The 21238-nt window shown below is 32.5% G+C and carries 19 protein-coding genes and 21 tRNA genes; 3 read left to right on the top strand and 37 right to left on the bottom strand.

Going from position 1 to position 21238, the window contains the following annotated elements:
* Positions 1 to 27 precede the first annotated feature (27 nt).
* Both ACF91D_RS15825 and ACF91D_RS15830 read left to right on the top strand, forming a co-directional pair.
* Entirely contained in the window at positions 28 to 828 is an 801-nt protein-coding gene (locus ACF91D_RS15825; RefSeq protein WP_069792557.1) for an ABC transporter permease, read from the top strand.
* Positions 829 to 1016: 188 nt separating this feature from the next.
* Complete coding sequence (locus tag ACF91D_RS15830) at positions 1017 to 1325, top strand: hypothetical protein (protein ID WP_069792558.1); 309 nt, start codon at positions 1017 to 1019, stop codon at positions 1323 to 1325.
* A gap of 298 nt (positions 1326 to 1623) precedes the next feature.
* On the opposite strand, the gene ACF91D_RS15835 is transcribed toward ACF91D_RS15830, so the two are convergent.
* From ACF91D_RS15835 to ACF91D_RS15860, 6 genes are all read right to left on the bottom strand, one after another.
* Entirely contained in the window at positions 1624 to 2412 is a 789-nt protein-coding gene (locus ACF91D_RS15835; protein ID WP_039066962.1) for a sulfite exporter TauE/SafE family protein, read from the bottom strand.
* 34 nt (positions 2413 to 2446) lie between these two features.
* A complete protein-coding gene (locus ACF91D_RS15840) occupies positions 2447 to 3361 on the bottom strand; it encodes an LCP family protein (RefSeq protein WP_039066960.1) in 915 nt (304 codons plus the stop codon).
* A 46-nt stretch (positions 3362 to 3407) separates the two neighbouring features.
* On the bottom strand, positions 3408 to 4592 hold the full coding sequence (locus ACF91D_RS15845) for an FtsW/RodA/SpoVE family cell cycle protein (RefSeq protein ID WP_172643865.1): 1185 nt from the start codon (positions 4590 to 4592) through the stop codon (positions 3408 to 3410).
* A gap of 275 nt (positions 4593 to 4867) precedes the next feature.
* Positions 4868 to 6148, bottom strand: a complete 1281-nt coding sequence (locus ACF91D_RS15850; RefSeq protein ID WP_039066959.1) for a dicarboxylate/amino acid:cation symporter — start codon at positions 6146 to 6148, stop codon at positions 4868 to 4870.
* A gap of 121 nt (positions 6149 to 6269) precedes the next feature.
* Complete coding sequence (locus tag ACF91D_RS15855; RefSeq protein ID WP_039066958.1) at positions 6270 to 6893, bottom strand: response regulator; 624 nt, start codon at positions 6891 to 6893, stop codon at positions 6270 to 6272.
* 21 nt (positions 6894 to 6914) lie between these two features.
* Positions 6915 to 8024: a GAF domain-containing sensor histidine kinase gene (locus ACF91D_RS15860; protein WP_039066957.1), complete on the bottom strand. Its 1110-nt coding sequence runs from the start codon at positions 8022 to 8024 to the stop codon at positions 6915 to 6917.
* A gap of 191 nt (positions 8025 to 8215) precedes the next feature.
* On the opposite strand from ACF91D_RS15860, the gene ACF91D_RS15865 reads away from it, so the two are divergent.
* Positions 8216 to 9043, top strand: coding sequence for an RluA family pseudouridine synthase (locus tag ACF91D_RS15865; RefSeq protein ID WP_039066955.1), 828 nt, complete (start codon positions 8216 to 8218; stop codon positions 9041 to 9043).
* Between the two features lie 360 nt (positions 9044 to 9403).
* Here the strand turns inward: ACF91D_RS15865 and fumC are convergent, their stop codons facing one another.
* From fumC to ACF91D_RS16020, 31 genes are all read right to left on the bottom strand, one after another.
* Complete coding sequence (gene fumC, locus ACF91D_RS15870; RefSeq protein WP_039066954.1) at positions 9404 to 10789, bottom strand: class II fumarate hydratase; 1386 nt, start codon at positions 10787 to 10789, stop codon at positions 9404 to 9406.
* Positions 10790 to 11016: 227 nt separating this feature from the next.
* A complete protein-coding gene (locus ACF91D_RS15875) occupies positions 11017 to 11427 on the bottom strand; it encodes a hypothetical protein (RefSeq protein ID WP_101049750.1) in 411 nt (136 codons plus the stop codon).
* A 298-nt stretch (positions 11428 to 11725) separates the two neighbouring features.
* Positions 11726 to 11911, bottom strand: a complete 186-nt coding sequence (locus tag ACF91D_RS15880) for an SAS053 family DNA gyrase inhibitor (RefSeq protein ID WP_039066950.1) — start codon at positions 11909 to 11911, stop codon at positions 11726 to 11728.
* A gap of 20 nt (positions 11912 to 11931) precedes the next feature.
* Positions 11932 to 12531, bottom strand: coding sequence for a sugar phosphate isomerase family (locus ACF91D_RS15885; protein ID WP_017723187.1), 600 nt, complete (start codon positions 12529 to 12531; stop codon positions 11932 to 11934).
* A gap of 182 nt (positions 12532 to 12713) precedes the next feature.
* Positions 12714 to 13184, bottom strand: coding sequence for a tRNA (uridine(34)/cytosine(34)/5-carboxymethylaminomethyluridine(34)-2'-O)-methyltransferase TrmL (gene trmL / locus ACF91D_RS15890; protein ID WP_069792608.1), 471 nt, complete (start codon positions 13182 to 13184; stop codon positions 12714 to 12716).
* A gap of 1 nt (position 13185) precedes the next feature.
* On the bottom strand, positions 13186 to 14316 hold the full coding sequence (queG, locus tag ACF91D_RS15895) for a tRNA epoxyqueuosine(34) reductase QueG (protein WP_069792609.1): 1131 nt from the start codon (positions 14314 to 14316) through the stop codon (positions 13186 to 13188).
* Positions 14317 to 14478: 162 nt separating this feature from the next.
* A complete protein-coding gene (locus ACF91D_RS15900) occupies positions 14479 to 15201 on the bottom strand; it encodes an amino acid ABC transporter ATP-binding protein (RefSeq protein ID WP_039066944.1) in 723 nt (240 codons plus the stop codon).
* Positions 15194 to 16660, bottom strand: a complete 1467-nt coding sequence (locus ACF91D_RS15905) for an ABC transporter substrate-binding protein/permease (protein WP_039066942.1) — start codon at positions 16658 to 16660, stop codon at positions 15194 to 15196. Before ACF91D_RS15905 ends, ACF91D_RS15900 begins: the two co-directional genes overlap by 8 nt.
* A gap of 284 nt (positions 16661 to 16944) precedes the next feature.
* On the bottom strand, positions 16945 to 18012 hold the full coding sequence (locus ACF91D_RS15910) for a PTS sugar transporter subunit IIC (RefSeq protein WP_107549143.1): 1068 nt from the start codon (positions 18010 to 18012) through the stop codon (positions 16945 to 16947).
* A gap of 264 nt (positions 18013 to 18276) precedes the next feature.
* Positions 18277 to 18359 (bottom strand) — tRNA-Leu (locus tag ACF91D_RS15915).
* 356 nt (positions 18360 to 18715) lie between these two features.
* Positions 18716 to 19102 carry an aspartate 1-decarboxylase gene (gene panD, locus ACF91D_RS15920; RefSeq protein ID WP_101049756.1) on the bottom strand — a complete coding sequence of 129 codons (387 nt, stop codon included), beginning with the start codon at positions 19100 to 19102 and terminating at the stop codon, positions 18716 to 18718.
* 189 nt (positions 19103 to 19291) lie between these two features.
* Positions 19292 to 19366 (bottom strand) — tRNA-Gly (locus ACF91D_RS15925).
* A gap of 15 nt (positions 19367 to 19381) precedes the next feature.
* Positions 19382 to 19456, bottom strand: a tRNA-Gly gene (locus ACF91D_RS15930).
* A 15-nt stretch (positions 19457 to 19471) separates the two neighbouring features.
* Positions 19472 to 19546 (bottom strand) — tRNA-Gly (locus ACF91D_RS15935).
* A 100-nt stretch (positions 19547 to 19646) separates the two neighbouring features.
* Positions 19647 to 19717 (bottom strand) — tRNA-Cys (locus ACF91D_RS15940).
* 9 nt (positions 19718 to 19726) lie between these two features.
* Positions 19727 to 19798: transfer RNA gene (locus tag ACF91D_RS15945), tRNA-Gln, on the bottom strand.
* A gap of 11 nt (positions 19799 to 19809) precedes the next feature.
* A tRNA-His gene (locus tag ACF91D_RS15950) sits at positions 19810 to 19882 on the bottom strand.
* A 2-nt stretch (positions 19883 to 19884) separates the two neighbouring features.
* A tRNA-Trp gene (locus ACF91D_RS15955) sits at positions 19885 to 19958 on the bottom strand.
* 16 nt (positions 19959 to 19974) lie between these two features.
* Positions 19975 to 20058 (bottom strand) — tRNA-Tyr (locus tag ACF91D_RS15960).
* A 6-nt stretch (positions 20059 to 20064) separates the two neighbouring features.
* Positions 20065 to 20140, bottom strand: a tRNA-Thr gene (locus ACF91D_RS15965).
* Between the two features lie 10 nt (positions 20141 to 20150).
* Positions 20151 to 20223 (bottom strand) — tRNA-Phe (locus ACF91D_RS15970).
* An 11-nt stretch (positions 20224 to 20234) separates the two neighbouring features.
* Positions 20235 to 20310 (bottom strand) — tRNA-Asp (locus tag ACF91D_RS15975).
* An 8-nt stretch (positions 20311 to 20318) separates the two neighbouring features.
* Positions 20319 to 20392: transfer RNA gene (locus tag ACF91D_RS15980), tRNA-Met, on the bottom strand.
* A 13-nt stretch (positions 20393 to 20405) separates the two neighbouring features.
* Positions 20406 to 20498, bottom strand: a tRNA-Ser gene (locus tag ACF91D_RS15985).
* 44 nt (positions 20499 to 20542) lie between these two features.
* A tRNA-Ser gene (locus ACF91D_RS15990) sits at positions 20543 to 20635 on the bottom strand.
* A gap of 9 nt (positions 20636 to 20644) precedes the next feature.
* Positions 20645 to 20718: transfer RNA gene (locus tag ACF91D_RS15995), tRNA-Ile, on the bottom strand.
* Positions 20719 to 20745: 27 nt separating this feature from the next.
* Positions 20746 to 20819: transfer RNA gene (locus tag ACF91D_RS16000), tRNA-Met, on the bottom strand.
* A gap of 27 nt (positions 20820 to 20846) precedes the next feature.
* A tRNA-Ala gene (locus ACF91D_RS16005) sits at positions 20847 to 20922 on the bottom strand.
* Between the two features lie 16 nt (positions 20923 to 20938).
* Positions 20939 to 21012, bottom strand: a tRNA-Pro gene (locus ACF91D_RS16010).
* An 8-nt stretch (positions 21013 to 21020) separates the two neighbouring features.
* A tRNA-Arg gene (locus ACF91D_RS16015) sits at positions 21021 to 21094 on the bottom strand.
* A gap of 17 nt (positions 21095 to 21111) precedes the next feature.
* Positions 21112 to 21197, bottom strand: a tRNA-Leu gene (locus ACF91D_RS16020).
* Between the last annotated feature and the right edge of the window lie 41 nt (positions 21198 to 21238).

Genomic DNA, 21238 nt, shown 5'->3' on the forward strand with positions numbered 1-21238 from the left:
GTCAGCATGAAAGAGTGATATATTCAAATGAATGCAATGTGGTTTGTGTTAAAAGAACAATTGAAAAATTTATATTTAATTAAAAGACTAGCAGACTTTCAACTACGTATATCAAATCACAACAATTATTTAGGGATTGCTTGGGAGATTATTAACCCTGCCATGCAAATTGCAGTATACTGGTTTGTCTTCGGTTTGGGCTTGCGAAATAATTCGATGCATGATGGAATCCCATTTATCTATTGGTTAATTGTCGGTATTAGCATGTGGTTTTTCGTAAACCAAGGCGTACTAGAAGGTACAAAATCAATCGCTTCAAAGTATAATCAAGTAGCTAAAATGAAGTTTCCTTTATCAATTATACCTAGTTACATTGTTTTCAGTAGATTTTATGGTCATCTAGGTTTACTTATGATTGTACTAATATTATGTTTCTTTGGGGGGTATTATCCTTCAATTTATTCATTACAATTATTGATATATGTGCCTTACGCACTTATACTTACTATAGTCATCTCGCTATTAACTTCTACATTAGGTGTACTGATTCGAGATACGCAGATGGTAGTTCAATCATTAATGAGAATTATATTTTTTGTATCTTCTATTTTGTATGCACCTAAAAATGAAATTGTAATAACAGTGATGAAATTAAATCCAATATATTTCCTTGCAGAAGGATATAGAGCCGCTGTGCTTCATCATGAATGGTATTTTATAGAGCATTGGCATTTAACGCTTTATAACCTTGCCTTAGTTGTGATTTTATTTATTATTGGTGCTATATTGCATATGCGTTATAGAGACCATTTTGCCGATTTTATGTAAAATCAATAATTCAAAATTTGTATATACACTAAACCCACTTTGTAATCATTCAAAATGATATAAAGTGGGTTTTTAGTGCTGTTTATATTTTATACCGCACAAAATTAGTGGTAGTATTAAGTAAACAATTTTGTCTTATGTCAAATACTCATTTTATTATATTGTAATTAAAGCTTGGAGGAAAAGTTATGAATATAGATATGAATAATCCTGTATTTGCTATTCAAGCTACATTAAAATATTCGCATTCGCAATCAATTGCTGGAGATTTAATTTTGCTCAGTGATTGCATATATTTTAGAACTAGTAATGTAGCAAAAGTCCTTAATTTAAAAGATGAATTTCTATTTTCAGATATTAAAAGTATAAAAATGGGTTTAACATTAACCTGTTTTAGAATCACTATCATGGACAAAGATGGTGAACCATGGATTTTTAATTATATAGATCGTAAAAAAGGCAAACAATTTATAGAACTCTATAATGAAATTAAATAGTTTAAATGTATAGCGCAAAGTGTTAATATGAATTAATTATTTTATTAATGTTTACTATTCAAAAATATCAGCCTAAAACAATAACATGTTTTAGGCTGATATTCTGTAAAAATTATTATAAGTTAGCATGCATATTAAAAATACACTTACAAATCTTTTTCTATTCTATTAAATTGTTAATAGCAAGCTAGAATTCAAAAAACGCTAAAATGATATTTTCAATTCTAGTCAACTGGGTCATAAGCAAACGACAATACTTAATTAATCAGCCACATTTTTTTACTCATACTTGTTAAATTTACAATTCAATAAATCCTTTGATAATTAAATAGATACTTAAACAAATCAAAACAAATTTAAGCAAGTTTGATAACTTTGCGGAATTAATTGATCTATTAATTTTCACACCGCACTTAGTTCCTACATAACTTGCAATAATTAATATCAATCCATAACCCCAAATAATATGTCCTTGGATCATATGTCCCACTGAGCTCGCTAAACTTGAAGTAAAAATAATAATCATACTAGTTGCCACGGCTACGTGTGGTGTGAAGTTAAAAACAATTATCATTAACGGCGTCATTAACACGCCACCGCCAATTCCAAACAAACCAGCACTGATACCTACAAAAAATGCAAAAATAATTCCTATTGTTAAGTTCACATTTTTTTCTGTAGTACTGTCCTTTTTAGATGCTAAATAGTCTTTTACAAAAAGTAAGATTGAAATTAAAAATAAAAATATACCAAATATAATATTAAAGTATATATCGTTCAGAAATTGACTTAGGTAAGCCCCTAGTAACGATCCAGGAATAATACCAATAGAAAATAAAATACCATTTCTAAAATCAATCGTATCTTTACCTTTGCCCCGGTAAGCAATTATTGAAAACAAACCTGTAAAAACAAGTGTCACAGATGAGATACCAATTGCAGTTTGTGTTGTAATACCGCTTAATAAATCAAAATTTGCACCTATAAAAACCAATGTTGGTACAATAATAATACCTCCACCAACACCGATCAAAGAACCTATAATAGAGGAAACGAGCCCTATTATAAGTAATATTATAATTGTCATTGCTTTACACCTCTCAACATTCAAACCCTATATTCTATTTTAAATTATTCTTATATTCATTTATTTTAACACTTTTATCTTCTTCATTTGGTTCAAAATACCAAACTCCATCAGTTTCTATTAAATTTTCACCATCAATAGATTCTTTATCAATAGATTCTGTAGCATCTTTATAATTTGAATATAAAGATTTTAAATCGCCAACATTAAGGTCTGTTTTAACATTTTCTTCACTAACTTTAAGTATTTTGTTTAACTTAAATAAATTGGAAGATCCATTTGCTTTTTTAGATAGTGTATCAATGACCTGACGTTGTCTCTCAGTACGACCTTCGTCGCCACCTGCACCTTCCTCTTTACGACTACGCACGTAATTTAGTGCTTTATCGCCATCTAATTTTACTTTTTGCCCCTCTTTGAAACTAGAACCATTATAACTAAACGTTGCGTTGCTTGTCACAGTTACACCATCAAAAATATCAATCATCTTTTTGAAACCATCCATGTCTAAAGTAACATAAGCATCTACTGGTACATCTAAATTTTGTCTAAGTGTGTCCATTGCTGTCTTTGGACCACCATATGCATAAGCATGTGCAATTTTTTGATTACCAGCGACCTCAGGGATATTACTACTCATATCACGAGGTATAGAAATGAGTTTTGTTTTATTCTTTTCGGGGTTTATTGATGCAATTAATAGTGTATCTGTACGTTGTCCCATGTTTTCCTCAGCACGTTTTACATCTGAATCCACCCCAAATATTGCGATAGAAATTGGTTTATTATTTTTTATTTTTTCTTGGGTTGCTTTCGTTGCTTCATCTGTGCCATCTGAATCATGTATTGCTTGATTCAAATGAAATAATTTATATGCAAAAAATCCGATTATTATAAGTATTAACAGTAAAATAACCGCTACAATCTTGCCTCTTTTCGATAATTTCAAATTACTTCTTTCCTTCCATTCCTTATTAAATAAAAGTTTTTATGTATTATTCATATACTTTGGTCTCTTTTTTTATTTCTCGGATAACTGCCAATAAAATACCTAATGCTATACTGATACTTAACATGGATGATCCACCATAACTTAATAAGGGAAGCGTTACTCCAGTTAAAGGTATCAAACCAGACACACCACCTATATTTACAAATACTTGCATAAACAAATAACTTACTACACCTACACAAATTAATTTATAAAAATGGTTACGCGTTTTATTTGCATAAATAAATCCTTTAAAAATAATAAAGCCGTACATAAGAAGTATAAGTAATACGCCTATGAGTCCTAATTCTTCTGAAATAACCGTAAATATAAAGTCTGTATGTGGTTCTGGTAAATACCCTAATTTCAAAATGCCATTACCTAACCCACGACCGAATACCCCACCGTTACTTATTGATACTAATGCGTTCGTAAGTTGATAGCCATCACTGTTTTCGTACTTAAAAGGGTCCAATACTACTTTAATTCGCTTCATTCTGTATAGATTTTTCGAGTCAAAAACTAAAGTATAGAATATGTATAGAATTACGGGGATTGAAGTAATTGTTAATATTTGAATTTTTATTTTATTTTTAATATCTGAATACATTAAGATAGCCACAATAATTGCTACTGTTAATAATGTACCCCCGAGATCTCCTTGCATTAATACAAGTACTAAGCCCACGCCTAATATACCCAATGGCGGGACAATATTCTTCAACTTATAATCTTGATTGTTGGTTAGTTTTTTATCTAAGATAAAAGAAAGATAAAAAATAGCAACTAATTTTAAAAACTCAGATGATTGTAAACTAAACAATCCAAGATTAATCCAGTTTCTGGAACCATTAACATCTTTACCTATCAGTAATGTCAGAATTAATAATGCAAACGTTCCAACTATTAGAAACTTTTGCGTACTAGCATTTCTTAGCATTTTAATATTAAAGTACATGCTAATAAATAAGATTATACAAACACTTAAAATGAAAAAGATAAATTGTCTTTTCATAAAATAATTAGCTTCTATAGGTGTTCCATTTGTTAAACTCCCTTTAGAAGCAGGCACCATACTTGCGCTGTATACCATTATGACGCCGATAATACTTAGAATTATAAAACTAATTATAATACCAAGGTCCAAACGTTTTAATCGCTTTTGAAATCTTTTCATTATATTTAACATTAACTTTACCCTTTCTTAATACTATGTTTACAATTGTTGCACAAAGGTAATGTTATGGCAATAATTTTTAGGTAGTCCTAAAGTCTTATTTTTAATGGCAAAAATATTTTTAAAGAAAACTTAAAACATATAGTCTGTTTTTATAGAATAATTTATAAAAACAATTAACCAATAACATATTCTCTTTTACAACTATTGATTTTAATTAAAAAAAGAGGACAGAACATTATAATAATGTTTCGTCCTCTTAAATTATCTTCCTAAACTATTTAAAATCATTTATTCTTTGCGGCTAATTTTCTCTCTTCTGATTTAGATATAATTAATGCACAAGCGGCATCTCCAGTTATATTCACAGATGTTCTTGTCATATCAAGTAATCTATCGATACCTAAGATGATTCCGATTGCAGCAGGATCCAAGCCTACCGCATTTAACACCATAGCTAACATAATTAAACCGACTCCTGGAACACCAGCTGTCCCAATTGAAGCTACTACGGCGATTACGACTACCGTTATAATTTGAGTAAAAGATAAGGTTGCACCAGATATTTGAGCAATAAACATAGTAGCAACACCTTGCATGATTGCTGTACCGTCCATATTAATCGTTGCACCTAATGGTTGGACAAATGAAGCAATTTCACGTCTAACTCCCATTTTCTTTGTACATTCTAAAGAAACAGGCAAAGTTGCGGTTGAGCTTGAGGCACTAAAACCTAATGTAATAGCAGGAATAAATTCCTTATAAAACTTCAATGGACTTGATTTACCAAGAAACTTAATTGCAGAACCATAAACAACAAAGAAATGGATTGCTAAGGCTAACAATACAATAAAGAAGTACATTCCAAGTTGCTGAATTGCCCCAAATCCTGCCCCTGTAAATGCATGTGCCACCAATCCAAATGTCCCAATCGGAGCAAACACGCTCATTATCATAGTAACGATATACATTAACACTTCATTGGTTTGTTCTAAAAATTTATGTACCATCTGTGCTTTGGAACCGACCATAATAATACCAACCCCGATAAATATTGCAAATGTAATAATTTGCAGCATATTTTCTTCGGTCATTGCCTGTAATGGATTTTTAGGAAACAAATTAATAAGTGTTTGATCAAATGTTTGCTTTGCAGCTGAATCTTGCGCACTATTTTCTTTATTCAGTGTTTGTTGATAACTCGATACATCGTCACTATTTAAAAGATCAGATTTACCTGCACCGGGTTGTAATACCAGTGCCAAAGTAAGACCAATAATAATTGCAATTGCAGTCGTAGTTAAAAAGAAGGTAATTGTCTTGAGTCCAATTCCTCCCAATAATTTAGGATCCCCAACACCTACTACACCCAATACAATAGATACAAATACTACTGGTACTACAAGCATAAAGATTAAATTCAAGAAAATTTGTCCAATAACATTAAATAGGTATTTATCTACATTCTCTACAAAGGCTGAGCCTGCAAAAATATTAAAAATAGAACCAATTGCGATACCTAATATTAATGCTATGACAATCTTTAATGAAAGATTTTTTGTTTTCATAGCAACATCCCCTTTTGAGTATTAACTTTATTATATAGTATTTTTATATATTTTAAAGTAATTTTTCAAAATACTAAAAAAATTGCTACTTCATAGTATATTTTTAAATAAAATACGTTTTTTATATTAGGTTGTTCTGCATCGCATAAATAGCGGCTTGTGTACGATCCGTTACTTGCAATTTATTAAAAATATGGCTTACATGTGTTTTTATTGTTTTTTCCGATACAAATAGAGTCTCTGCAATTTCCTTATTAGTCTTACCTTTCACCATTTCTGCTAAAACTTCTGCCTCACGTTTAGATAATTTATTTGTAAAATGCGGCTTTTTACTAACAGCTTCTATAACATTTTGAGCCTGTGGATGAATAATTTTTTCTCCATCCAATACTTTTTTAATCGTTTTAATTAATTGCTCCGGCTCTACGTCTTTCATTTCATACCCATCTGCTCCTTGATCAATAGCAGATATTACATGCTCATCATCCACATAACTCGTTAAGACCAAAATTTTTATTTCTGGATAGTTATTTTTTATTATCTTTGTAATTTCAATACCGTTCATTTCTGGCATGACTAAATCGAGTAATACAATATCTGGTAAATCATTACTTGATAAGTATGTTAAAAATGATTTACCATCTGAAAATCCTCCAATGACTTCTAAATCATCTACTGTGGATAATAGAAATTCTAAACCTTGTCTTACAATGTGATGGTCATCAACAAGCACGATTCGATTCATTTTAACATTCCTTTCATTATCTTATAGCGGCACTTTTATATAAATTTGAGTCCCGTTATTTTCTTCAGATGTTATATCTATGTTAGCTTTAACTGCTTTTGCTCGTTGTTTCATATTATTAATACCATGTGAATTATTATAGCTAGTTTGCTGCATATTAAAGCCAATGCCGTAATCTTTAATTTCTACATAAAAATAGTCCTGGTTTTGTGATAATTTTAATTTAATTTCTGTATCTTGAGCATGCTTTTTTGTATTATTCATACCTTCTTGGATAATTCTGTAGATATTTTCTTCAATATTACTTGGTAAATTAATTAAACCTTCAACACTAACCGTTAAATCCAATTGTAATACGTCGCTATAATTTTGAATAGCCTTAACTAGCCCTTGCTCTAATCCAACTGGTTTAAGTTGCCAAATTAAAGCACGCATTTCATTTACAGCTTGTTGACTCGTTTCTTCAATGATATTAAAGGCTTTACGGGATACTTCTTCATTAGATATACCTTGTGCAGCATGTGCCGTCAATTTTACAGAAAAAAGTAATTGATTTACTGAATCATGTAAATCACGTGCTAGTCGATTCCTTTCACTTATACGGGCTGCTTCTTTTTCTTGGTCCGTTAACGCAATACGTTTGATTGCAGACCCTATCTGAAAAGCAACAGACTCTAACAATTCTAAATCCTCTTCACTATAACTTGTCTTATAAGGCGTCGCTACATTTAGCAGACCAAACAACTCATCGCCAGAGCGCAGTGGCACGGTTGCATGATGTGTGATGCCCTCTGACTCCTCATGAAATGCACGATTTGCTAGATTAATACGTGAACAATTTATAATGTTTGATGCTTTTGTTAATTTTTTATTTTGATATGCTTGCACACACCAACAGGTTCCTTCACACATGTATTTACAATTTTGTTTAGCTAATGCACCAGGTAAATCATAATGTGCAACTAATTCATGTTGTCCATCATCATCTATAAAAAATATCCAACCGGTAGTAAATGTTGTACCTTCAATTAAATATTTCAATGCACTTTGAATCATATTATATGTTTCGGTTTCTTCATTTAAAAATTCTGCAATTTCTTTTAACAATGCAAGTCTAGTTGGTTTTTCCATTTAACCAGCCCATTTCTTTACAACTTTATATTTATTATACCTTCTCAGTTAATAATTTAAAAATCATGTTTTTTTGTATGAACGCATAATTTAATTACAAATGTAATATTTAATCTAATGAAAGTATTTATCTAATATTTTTAAACCTATGTTTATGGTATGATAATAATTGATTATCAAGGAGGATACGTATGAAATTCGAAATCCCTATTAAATATAATAATTTAACATTAAGAGAAATTTTCCAACAATTGCATCTACCTAAAAAAGATTTGCATAATTTAAACATGTCAAAAGCAATTACAATTAACGACACAACCGCTTCATTAATGACTAGAGTTAACACAGGTGACAATGTGTTTATCCCTACACCAGATGAAGTAAGTAATTATTTACCTAGTTACCGTTTTGCACAAATTTACTATGAAGACGATGATATCGCTATAGTCATGAAGCCAAAAGGTGTTAAAACACACCCGAATGATTTAAAAGAAAGTAATACATTAATGAACCATGTTATTTATACTGTTAAAAGTGACTATGTTGAACCAATTCACCGTCTAGACCAAGAAACTGTTGGTTTATTAATCGTAGCGAAAAATCCATTGATGAAAAAAATATTAGATCGTATGTTAGAAGAAAATGAAATTGATCGTATCTATAAAGCTAATGTTCATAGTTTATTACCAATCAAACCCCAAACTATCGATATGCCGATTGGTAAAGATAAATTCCATTCTAACAAACGTAGGGTATCACCAACAGGTCAATCAGCAATCACACATATTCTTGACTCAAAAATGGTTAAAGAAGATGTCTGTGAATTAGAATTGAAATTAGATACAGGTCGTACTCACCAAATTCGTGTTCATTTAGCTGAAATTGGACATCCAGTTATAGGTGATCCATTATATGGAAACTCTACATTGAGACAACTTCAATTAAATAGTTATAAAATTGAATTCATCCATCCGCTGACCCAAGCACAAATTTCTGTCAGTCTAGATGATGAAGTCTAACCTAGCAGTAAAGTTTTAAAATTTTAAAATTACAACGTTAGTAGTTTTAAGTATTAGTTATGTTTTAGACATAACCATGTAGTTTATTACTATTCACATGTTTAAAACTTACGTAGTATCGTTTCTAAAAAATTTAAAGACATCATAATATAAAGTTACAGAGACTAACTTTATATTGTGGTGTCTTATTTACCAATTACATTTATACTATCATATCAAACTGATGCTTATACTCCATAATAATAAATTAAAACACACTATCATATAAATGACAGTGTGTTTATTAATAAAGAATACAACTTCGGATAAATTTATGAATACTATTTAAATTATATCTACAATTACTTATTTACGTTTTATTTATTTTGGTTCAACCATATCTTCTGGTTTAATCCATTGTTCAAACTGTTCTTCTGTTACATGTCCTGATTGAATTGCAGATTCTTTTAAAGTTAAGCCTTCTTTGTGCGCTTTTTTAGCAATACTTGCTGCTTTCTCATAACCGATGTGTGGGTTTAAAGCAGTAACTAGCATAAGCGATTGGTTTAAGTAATTATCAATGTTTTCAGGAATTGGCTCTATTCCAACAGCACAATTACTATTAAATGTATCCATACCATCTGCTAATAAATATATAGATTGTAATGTATTTAATAAAATAACAGGTTTGTATACATTTAATTCAAAATTTCCTTGTGAGCTACCAATTCCTACTGCTGTATCATTCCCCATCACTTGGACAGCAACCATTGTTAACATTTCACATTGTGTAGGATTAACTTTACCCGGCATAATTGATGAACCTGGTTCATTTTCAGGTATTGAGATTTCTGCTAATCCTGCACGTGGGCCTGAAGCTAACCATCTTACATCGTTTGCAATCTTCATTAAGTCTGTCGCAAGTGCTTTTAAAGTACCATGTAATTGTACTACCTCATCATGTGCAGTTAATGCATGGAATTTATTTTCAGAAGATACAAATGGATGGCCTGTATTTTCTGCTATGAACTTAGCGACTTTATCTCCAAATTCAGGGTGTGCATTAATGCCAGTACCAACCGCAGTTCCACCTATTGCTAAATTTAAAATATGCGCTTTTGATTCATTTAATAGTGTTTCACATTTATCTAGCATATAACGCCAACCACTAATTTCTTGACCTAAACGAATCGGTGTAGCATCTTGCAAATGTGTACGCCCTATTTTAATAATATCGTTATATTGTTCTTCTTTTTGTTTAAATGTATCTCTTAAAGATTTTAATGCAGGTTCTAGTTTCGTTTCCACTTCGTTGTATAAGGCAACATGCATTGCTGTAGGGAACGTATCATTAGAACTTTGTGATTTATTGACATCATCGTTAGGATGGATAGATTCATCGCTACCTTGCTCTTTTAAGTAATTGTTTGCCACAAAGCTTACAACTTCATTAACATTCATATTACTTTGGGTACCACTACCTGTTTGCCATACTACTAATGGAAAATGTTCATCTAATTCTTTATTTAATACACGGTCACATGCATAAACAATTGCATCTTTCTTGGCATCTGATAATTTTCCTAATTCGTGGTTAGCTAAAGCAGCACCTCTTTTTAATTGAGCAAATCCATAAACAACTTCAATTGGCATACGTTCTTTACCAACAGGGAAGTTACGTTTACTTCTTTCTGTTTGAGCACCCCAGTATTTGTCTGCTGGTACTTCTATTTCACCGAATGTATCATGTTCAATTCTAACTGACATTTATAAATCTCCCCTTCATTAATCTTAGTTCGCTTTAAGTATAGCATTAATCATTTTAAACGGGCAATCGTATTATATAGCGTTTTCATAATAAATTCATATTTCTCAAATTACAAATATTTATTTACTCTTTCTACTTTACTTTCAATAACATAACTATTTATATATAAAAAGAAAATCCCGAATATTTCCAGGATTTTCTTCTTAAAAGTTATTGGACACTATAATTATTTTGTAATATTTACATTTTTAAACTGTTCTTTAGCAGATTGAATAATACCTATAGCAGTTAAAATTAACAATATAGCACCAATTACCATAGTTACAGGACTTATTGTGATAAGTAATCCTAAAAAGCCATCTAAATTACTATAAAAATCTCCTAACGGCTTAAACAATAAAACAGTTACAATTATGCAGCATAAAACGCTTATAATAATACCTGTTTGATTACCCTTAACAAATGTTGAAGCATTAACCTGATCCACAAGACCACGTGATAAATTAATTTGCAATTTAACAATTTTAAATAATACTGGTAAATAGATAGCACCAATTGCCATTGGGAAACCTTTAATTGATAATAGGTTAACAATTACTGCAGCTATCATAATATATTTCCATTGCTTACTTAACATATATAAATCTCCTTAAATCAATAATGTTTTAATCATACCACATTAACTTTTAACATGGCATTTCTTTTTGTAACATACACTACATTTAAATTGCAGTTATTTTATCTAATCAGAAATAGGTCAACCCTATTATAAGATTCGTGATTTTTGTTCTATTTTTCCTTTTATAGCTAAGTATATTATCGTGTGATAACTACTATTAGCTAAAATATGTAAAATGGATTTTGAAATTGTAAAATGCTGTGCAATAACATATAAAAAACCCGAAACATTAATTAATGTTTCGGGTAGCTATTTATTAGTCATTTAGGTCAGAACGTACTTCAGAATCATGTGATTTATCTAATTTATCTTCATCATTTTCTTCTGAAATTTGTTCCATCTCTTTGCCTAATTCAACAACATCGTCAAAATCATCGACCATTTCATTCTCAGGTTCTAATGTATCATTTTGTTGATCATTTGAATTCTTATTTTTTGTCATTTGAATCACCTCACATTTGATTATGCAAAACGTGCTGTGAAATAATGTCTCACATCTTCAGGTAAACCTTCTGCAGCCGCTTCATCTAAAATTACATTTACCATGCGGTGAGCTTTTAAATCTGAAGGTTCAAAACTTGTTTTACCATTTTCTTCATAAAGTTTATGAACAACTTCTTTTTTCTCACTACCTGTAATTATTAAAATTACTTCGCGAGCTGAAAAGAGACCTTGGTTAATACTTACATCTAAATTACCTTTTGTATCAATAGAAAGTACTTGTGTAACTAACTTGCCTTTATTTTCTTTAGTTTTGATTTTATCTTTAATAAATGACTCAGTATCTTCACTAAATGATACATTATATATTTGACCTTCTGGTACGCCTAATGCTTCAAAATAAGATTTCTTATCATCATAATCTAATATATTTATTTGACTGAAATCTACCGCATTTTTATCTACATTTTTCTTCAATTCATCCAATACAGGAGCATTGTCACTAGCAAGATGTACACCTGCAATAGTTGTTGGATTATTGTTAAATTGTTTTCTTAAAATATCTGCAGCATATTCAGCTACAACTTTTTCGTTTTCTAAAACTTTAAAGTTCATTGCCATAGTAATTACACTCCTCTTTTTCTATTAAGACGGTTCTAGCATTATTTTTATTAATACCCTACATAATGTTTCTATAAACCACTACTTTATTAAACTAAATGATGATTCGTACAAATAGTTAATATAAGACTTATTATCATTATACAAAGCTTTTAATATATTTTCATTCATTTTGGTAAGTATTAATGTAACTCTGGAAAATTTTGCTGTCTCAAAGCTTCATAAATTAGTAATGAAGCAGTATTTGAAAGATTAAGCGATCTAATATTATCATTCATAGGTATGCGAAGCGCAGTAGCTGCATATTTTTCTTTTACCCAGTCAGGTAATCCTGTTGTTTCACGTCCAAATATGAAAAAGTGATCATGCTCAGTATTTGTAAAATCAAAATCTGAATATGTTTTTTCTCCGAATTTTGTTAACAAATAATATGTACCTTCAGTAGCTTCAAAAAATTCCTCTATACTTTCATGATACATAATATTAACAGTTTCCCAGTAATCTAGTCCTGCACGCTTTAACATTTTATCATCCGTACTAAAGCCTAGTGGTTTAATTAAATGTAAATTAGTATATGTTCCTGCACAAGTTCTTGCAATACTACCTGTATTACCTGGTATTTGCGGTTGAAATAATACGATATGGTTTGTCATGCTATTGTTCTCTCCTCATTTCTAATCCTTTTAACATTTCTTGTTGAACTTCTTCTAGTTCGTTATGATATTGCTGCTCAATAAAGTTTCTAGCATCTTCGCCCTGTATTTGTCCAATTGCCCAATACGCAGTGCCTCTAATCATTGGACGAGGATCATTTAATGCAACATCTTGTAATTCAGGAATAGCACTCTCTTCTTTAAAATGTGCTAATGCTACTATTGCATTACGTTGAATTGGCTTTTTACCTCTCCAAGCACCTGCTAAATGTCCATACGTATTTTTAAATTCTTTATTGCTCATTTTTAATAATGGTACTAATCTTGGTTTTAAAATTTCAGGTTCTAAGACAATATCATCATGCTGGGTGTTAATACCTTTATTTCTTGGACACACTTGCTGACAAGTATCGCAGCCATAAAGCCGATTCCCTATTTTATAACGGTATTCATCTGCTAAATAACCTTTTGTTTGTGTTAAAAAGCTAATACATTTTTGGCTATTTAACTGCCCATCTCCAACAAGCGCACCAGTTGGACAACGGTCAACACAAATGGTACAGTCCCCACAACTATCCAATAACGGGTCATCTGGCGGAAAAGGGACACTTACGAGCATTTCACCCAAATAAGTCCAAGTCCCTAGTTCGGGATTGATAACAAAACCATTTCTACCAACATAACCTAAACCAGCACGTTCTGCCACAGCCCTATCTGATAAAGCTCCTGTATCTACCATTGACTGGATTTCAACGCCATCTACTCTATCTCTCAAATAATCAGCTAGTTTATCCAACCTTTTTCTCATAATAGAGTGATAATCTTGTCCCCATGAAGCACGCGCAAACATACCTCTTCTATCTCCTCTGGTACTCTTAGGTGCACCTTTTAATTTATTGGGATAACCTACCGCAATCGCTATAATAGACCGTGCTGTTGGTAGTGTTAATGTCGGTTCGGTCCTCAATGCTATATCTGATTCTTCAAAACCTGATGCATAACCTTTAGCATGATAGTCTACTAATTTTTGTTTCATTTCATCAAATGGGTCGGCAGTAGTAAATCCGATACTATCGATACCTATCGTATGTGCATAGTCAATGACATCTTGTTTTAATTGCTTTAAATCCATTTATTCTTACACCCCACATTAAAAACATACATCCTACAGTTTAACACACTATTTCGTATTTAGAGTATGTGCAAATCCAATTTTTATCATCAAAAATAAAAAACCAAGCAGATAAGTAATTGTATTAGCATAATTACTTTATCCACCTGGCTTTAATAAAATTTATAATACTCTACTTAAGAAGTTTTTAGTTCTTTCATGCTGTTGTTGATCAAATATTGCTGCCGGAGTACCTGATTCAACGATAACGCCATCTGCCATAAATACTACTTTATCACTCACATCTCTAGCAAAATTCATTTCATGAGTAACAACAACCATTGTCATACCTTCTTTAGCAAGATCTTTCATAACTTTCAGAACATCTCCGACTACTTCAGGATCTAACGCTGACGTAGGTTCGTCAAAAAGTAAAACTTCTGGATTCATGGCTAAGGCTCTAGCAATAGCAACCCTCTGTTTTTGTCCACCTGATAATTGTGAGGGATAAGCATCTGCTTTATCACTTAATCCTACTTTATCTAATAATTCTTGGGCTTGATTCTTTAAATTACCTTGCTTGTCTTTTTTTAATAGACTTGGCGCTAAAATAATATTATCAATTACTTTTTTATGTGGGAATAAGTTGAAATTTTGAAATACCATACCCATTTGTTGACGTAATTTTTCTAACTCTGTATTTTTACTTGTTAAACTATTTTCTTTAAATATAACCTCACCGCTTGTAGGTGTTTCTAATAGATTCATACAACGCAGTAATGTACTTTTTCCACTACCAGAAGGGCCAATGATAGCTACAACTTCTCCCTGATTCACTGTCATATCAATACCTTTTAAAACTTCATTTTTCCCAAAAGTTTTATATAAATTTTTAATATTAATCACTAACTTTCATTCTCCCTTCAAAGAAATACATTACTCTAGATAATGTGAATGTAAGTATAAAGTATAATACTGCTGCCACTAATAATGGCGTGAATGGGTCAAATGAAGCACCCTGGACTACTTGTGCATTAAACATGATTTCACTTACACCTATTACAGAAACAATTGATGATTCTTTAATTACAGTTACAAATTCATTACCTAAAGCTGGTAATATTTTTTTAATTGCCTGAGGTAATATAACTGTTTTCATAGTTTGGCCATAAGTAAGCCCTAGACTGCGCGCAGCTTCCGTTTGACCTTTATCTACCGCATTAATACCTGCTCTAATTATTTCGGCAATATACGCTGAACAGTTAATTACAAGTGCAATCATACCGCATATTAAAGCTGAAATATCTAAACCAAGCATTGCAGTGGTACCGAAATAAACTAAAAATACTTGTACTAATAATGGCGTGCCTCTTAGGAATTCAATATAAGCTGAAGCTATCCATCTAAACACTCTTATCTTACTTAATTTTATTAATGCTATAATAGCTCCAAATACAGTCCCTAATAACACACCAACAATTGAAATTAAAATAGTATTTTGTATCCCTTTTAAGAAAAAGCTACTGTATTTACTAAAGAAGTTACCATCATCTTTTTTCATTGCTTCAGCAGCTGAATCTTTATAATCTTCAATCAAGTTTTTATCCTTAACTTCTTTAATACTAGCATTTAATTTTTCCATTAATTTAGGAGCATTTTTTGGTGCAGCGATTGCTGTGCTTTTAGTTCCTTCATTAAACTTTACTCCATCAGCAAAAGTTAAATCTTTATTTTGTTTTAAATAGGCTTCTGCAACAGGGCCTTCAATAACCATACCGCTTACTTTTCCACTTTTTAAAGACATGATTACTTCTGGAACTCTAGTCAAAGATTGAATTTGAGCATTTTCAATATCCGATTGAGCGATTTTTTCTTGCTGTGTTTGTTTTTGAACACCTATCTTTTTGTTAGCAAAATCATCGATAGTTTTTAAATTATCAGCGTCAGATTTTTTTATAATCATTTTTTGCTGAACTGTCATATATGGATTAGAAAAGTCTACTTCCTTTTTACGTTCTGGCGTAGGTGTCATACCAGAAATAATTAAATCTACTTTCCCAGTTTTAATAGCTCCCAGTAAACTATCAAATTGCATATTTACAATTTTTAATTTTAAATCATTGTCCTTTGCCACTTTCTTTGCTAATTCAATATCTATTCCAGCGTATTCGGTCTTACCGTTAACATTATGCTCAAACTCATAAGGCGCATAATCAGCCGACAACCCGACTCTTAACTCACCACGTTCTTTTATTTTTTCCCATTGTTCGTCTTGCGATTGTGCATGAGCTGTAGGGTTTATATAATTCACTATGGCACAAAATATAATTATACATGCCATGAAGCCTTTTAATATGTGTTTCATCTTCGTATCCCCTCTCTATAATATTAATTATTATACACATTAACGCAATATTATTCAATAACAAAATTTAAAATTATTGTTATATCGCTCTTTCTTTAATGAAAATAAATTATTATGCAATACTTATGTATAAAAAAAGAGCGGATAGAAATCAAAATTTAAGTTTTGATTTCTTAAACCGCTCTATTAAGCGCTTAAAAAGATGCTATAACATGAACCTAGGTTTTGTATATGCCCAAATTCAAATTTGTTGATTGTTATACAGTTAGATAAGTATGAATCCACTATTGTCTTGGTATCTCGAATCTATAAATTTCATCAGAATATTTACCAATAAATTTTTTACATAATTCATGTACGAAAAACGCTGAGACAAAAGGTATAACAAAGTAACCAAATACAAGTAAAATAATATCCGTCATTGGGTCTCCTTCCATACGATTAAAAGCATTTATTGGTCCTACAAGCCCTGTATATCCAAATCCCGCAGACATAGGTGTACCTTGGATACCTATGAAATAAGCAATTAAACCACCAATTATACCGTTTATAGTTAATGGAACTGCAATAATTAAATGCTTAAAATAAACTGGTATCATCATTTTTGCAGCACCAATTATTAGCACAAGGTTCACACCGGCGCTATTGACTCTAATTGAACCAAATAAGAATGTTACACAGGCAGCAACTATACCCATATTTGCAGCACCACTACCTAATCCTGATAAACCAATAGCAGTTGCAATAGCTACAACAGATATTGGTGTTACCATTAACAATGAGTATGTAATACAAATTAATATCGACATCAACATTGGATTTAGTTCTGTAAATGAACTAACTACATGTCCTAAACCTTTAGTTACATTCGATACATAACTTAATGTATATAAGCCAATTACTCCACTTATCACTGGTATTAATACTGGTAGAATAATCATTTCTAATGAACCGAGTTTATCACGTAATAATAAATAAAAAAAACATGCAACAATTACCACAAGGATAGTATTAATAATATCGCCGATACCATTTAACATAAATCCCCCGTCTGTAATTTTAACAGCACCACTACCTAACATAGCTGAAACACCAACCATAGCTGCACCTGCACCATTAAATTTAAATTGGTGCGCTGCTAAAACACCAATTATAAAGGCCATAAATGACTGAATTAACACAACAAGTTGGTATATTGATTCCAGTAATTGATTGCCTTCTTTAAAGAACTTTAATAATTCTCCTAATAATGCATTTGGTAATAATGCTATTACTACACCAGCACCGACAGCTTGTAAAATATTACTAAAAAATTGTTTCCAGCTTGAATCTGAACTTTTAGATTTAACCATAAAATTATGTCCTCCAAATATAACATTAGACTAATAATATTACACATTGTATTAAACTACAATATCAACTTGCTCTAGTAATAATTAATTTTTAAAGAGTTTATAAGTATAAAACTAAAATAAGATACTTCTTTTTAGTAAAATAACAACAAATTTTAAAATGAAATGTTCAATCTAACAATCCAATTCTATATAAACGAAAAGAAAATATAAAAAAAGAAACATCATTAAATGATGTTTCTAAAATGTTAGTTATTTTATTAGTACCGGCGGTCGGGATCGAACCGACACTCCAAAAAGGAACGGGATTTTGAGTCCCGCGCGTCTGCCAATTCCGCCACGCCGGCTCAATAGCTCAAAAGAGACTATATATTAATTATCGTTTATAGCTGCAAATATTTTACAATTTCTAAACGGCATAAGTTTATTATATAACTAACTACATTTGTCGTCAATAGATTTCTTAAATAAAGCCGTAATTAGTAGGTTTAGCAACTATTTTTTAAAATGTAAATTGTAAATTTTGTCACTGTTCAAATCCAAAACTTCAAGTATAATACCACATATAAATTTAACAAATTGAATCAACAGTGAAAACTTCTAAAAAAATTTAAGTTTTTTAAATATAAAGGATCTTCAATGATTAAACTCTAAGTATAAAGTGAAATATAATGATTGACTCTAAACAACAAAATAATAATAATTAATCCGTAATTACTCTACTTTCAACCTCATGTATCATTTGTGTAATCTGGTTATATTCATCTAAAACAGCAACTTTTGGAACGTGCGTAGAAAGTTCATCTTCGTTCAGTTGAACATAAGTCATAATAATCACCACATCATCGACTTCAACTAGTCTAGATGCTGCGCCATTTAAGCAAATCTTACCACTGCCCCGTTCACCTTCAATCACATATGTTTCAAATCTTGCTCCATTATTATTATTTACAATAGCAACCTTTTCATTAGGCAATATATCAACTGCTTCTAATAAATTTTTATCTATAGTAATACTACCTACGTAGTTTAAATTTGATTCGGTAACTCTCGCTCTATGAATTTTTCCATTCATAATTGTTCTAATCATTATATACAATCTCCTACCATAAAGTATTTATAATAATGTATGCTATTTAAATTAATGGTACAAAACACTATTATAATTATTTATATTACCATATTATATAGATATTGCTACAAATATTGGAATTTAAAATATTGATACACGTTAAGACAAAAAAAGATATAAAAAAAACTTCCCATGAGGAAGAATAAATGGAGCGGAAGATAGGACTTACACCTATACCTCATTCCGGGAAGGAATGTGTTCTGAGAGTTGAACTACTCCCGCTTAATTATTAAATTATGGAGCGGAGGATAGGACTTACACCTACACCACGTTCCGGGAAGGAACGTATTCTGAAAGTTGAAATACCCCCGCTTAATTATTAAATTATGGAGCGGAAGATAGGACTTACACCTATACCTCATTCCGGGAAGGAATGTGTTCTGAGAGTTGAACTACTCCCGCTTAATTATTAAATTATGGAGCGGAAGATAGGACTTACACCTACACCACGTTCCGGGAAGGAACGTATTCTGAAAGTTGAAATACTCCCGCATTTTGATGAAGGCGGCAACCGGATTTGAACCGGTGATAAAGGTTTTGCAGACCTCTGCCTTACCACTTGGCTATGCCGCCAATAAAAAACTGGGCTAGCTGGATTCGAACCAGCGCGTGATGGAGTCAAAGTCCATTGCCTTACCGCTTGGCTATAGCCCATTAATATAAAGGGCGGATGATGGGAATCGAACCCACGAGTGTCGGAACCACAATCCGATGCGTTAACCACTTCGCCACAACCGCCATGGCAGGGGCAGTAGGAATCGAACCCACATCAAAGGTTTTGGAGACCTTTATTCTACCGTTGAAATATGCCCCTATTAAATTAAAATAAATGGTGGAGGGGGGCAGATTCGAACTGCCGAACCCGAAGGAGCGGATTTACAGTCCGCCGCGTTTAGCCACTTCGCTACCCCTCCTAAGAATGGTGCCGGCCAGAGGACTTGAACCCCCAACCTACTGATTACAAGTCAGTTGCTCTACCAGTTGAGCTAGGCCGGCTTGCATGAAATGGTTCAGGACAGAATCGAACTGCCGACACATGGAGCTTCAATCCATTGCTCTACCAACTGAGCTACTGAACCATAATGAAAAATGGCGGTCCCGATGGGATTCGAACCCACGATCTCCTGCGTGACAGGCAGGCGTGTTAACCGCTACACTACGGGACCTTTAAAAATTGCGGGAGGCGGATTTGAACCACCGACCTTCGGGTTATGAGCCCGACGAGCTACCGAACTGCTCCATCCCGCGATAATAATATTAATGGCGGAGGAAGAGGGATTCGAACCCCCGCGAGCCGTTAAGCTCCTGTCGGTTTTCAAGACCGATCCCTTCAGCCGGACTTGGGTATTCCTCCACAAATATTAGCTAAAAATAAACTATATTAAATTATGATAAAAATGGCGGAGGAAGAGGGATTCGAACCCCCGCGGGCCGTTAAGCCCCTGTCGGTTTTCAAGACCGATCCCTTCAGCCGGACTTGGGTATTCCTCCAAAATTATATGGACCTTGCAGGATTCGAACCTGCGACCGAACGGTTATGAGCCGTTAGCTCTGACCAACTGAGCTAAAGGTCCTAAATATAATTTACAACTAATAATTAGTGGCGGTGGAGGGGATCGAACCCCCGACCTCACGGGTATGAACCGTGCGCTCTAGCCAGCTGAGCTACACCGCCGTTGTATTTAGGTTGTATTATTAAATATGGTGGAGACTAGCGGGATCGAACCGCTGACCTCCTGCGTGCAAAGCAGGCGCTCTCCCATCTGAGCTAAGCCCCCATATATTTTAGGTTTATCGGGAAGACAGGATTCGAACCTGCGACCCCTTGGTCCCAAACCAAGTGCTCTACCAAGCTGAGCTACTTCCCGTAAATTAATGCGCCCAATAGGGGTCGAACCTATAACCTCTTGATTCGTAGTCAAGTACTCTATCCAGTTGAGCTATGGGCGCATAATTTTATAGGATGATGCCGAGGACCGGAATCGAACCGGTACGGTGATCTCTCACCGCAGGATTTTAAGTCCTGTGCGTCTGCCAGTTCCGCCACCCCGGCAAAAATAATGGAGCAGAAGACGGGATTCGAACCCGCGACCC

Source organism: Staphylococcus sp. 231237_7MaSpsaltlick (assembly GCF_043107035.1).

Bases quoted from the DNA above. Each gene is read 5' to 3' on its own strand.
- ACF91D_RS15825 (WP_069792557.1), top strand. From the start codon at position 28: ATGAATGCAATGTGGTTTGTGTTAAAAGAACAATTGAAAAATTTATAT.
- ACF91D_RS15830 (WP_069792558.1), top strand. From the start codon at position 1,017: ATGAATATAGATATGAATAATCCTGTATTTGCTATTCAAGCTACATTA.
- ACF91D_RS15835 (WP_039066962.1), bottom strand. From the start codon at position 2,412: ATGACAATTATAATATTACTTATAATAGGGCTCGTTTCCTCTATTATA.
- ACF91D_RS15845 (WP_172643865.1), bottom strand. From the start codon at position 4,592: ATGTTAAATATAATGAAAAGATTTCAAAAGCGATTAAAACGTTTGGAC.
- ACF91D_RS15850 (WP_039066959.1), bottom strand. From the start codon at position 6,148: ATGAAAACAAAAAATCTTTCATTAAAGATTGTCATAGCATTAATATTA.
- ACF91D_RS15855 (WP_039066958.1), bottom strand. From the start codon at position 6,893: ATGAATCGAATCGTGCTTGTTGATGACCATCACATTGTAAGACAAGGT.
- ACF91D_RS15860 (WP_039066957.1), bottom strand. From the start codon at position 8,024: ATGGAAAAACCAACTAGACTTGCATTGTTAAAAGAAATTGCAGAATTT.
- ACF91D_RS15865 (WP_039066955.1), top strand. From the start codon at position 8,216: ATGAAATTCGAAATCCCTATTAAATATAATAATTTAACATTAAGAGAA.
- fumC (WP_039066954.1), bottom strand. From the start codon at position 10,789: ATGTCAGTTAGAATTGAACATGATACATTCGGTGAAATAGAAGTACCA.
- ACF91D_RS15875 (WP_101049750.1), bottom strand. From the start codon at position 11,427: ATGTTAAGTAAGCAATGGAAATATATTATGATAGCTGCAGTAATTGTT.
- ACF91D_RS15880 (WP_039066950.1), bottom strand. From the start codon at position 11,911: ATGACAAAAAATAAGAATTCAAATGATCAACAAAATGATACATTAGAA.
- ACF91D_RS15885 (WP_017723187.1), bottom strand. From the start codon at position 12,531: ATGGCAATGAACTTTAAAGTTTTAGAAAACGAAAAAGTTGTAGCTGAA.
- trmL (WP_069792608.1), bottom strand. From the start codon at position 13,184: ATGACAAACCATATCGTATTATTTCAACCGCAAATACCAGGTAATACA.
- queG (WP_069792609.1), bottom strand. From the start codon at position 14,316: ATGGATTTAAAGCAATTAAAACAAGATGTCATTGACTATGCACATACG.
- ACF91D_RS15905 (WP_039066942.1), bottom strand. From the start codon at position 16,660: ATGAAACACATATTAAAAGGCTTCATGGCATGTATAATTATATTTTGT.
- ACF91D_RS15910 (WP_107549143.1), bottom strand. From the start codon at position 18,012: ATGGTTAAATCTAAAAGTTCAGATTCAAGCTGGAAACAATTTTTTAGT.
- panD (WP_101049756.1), bottom strand. From the start codon at position 19,102: ATGATTAGAACAATTATGAATGGAAAAATTCATAGAGCGAGAGTTACC.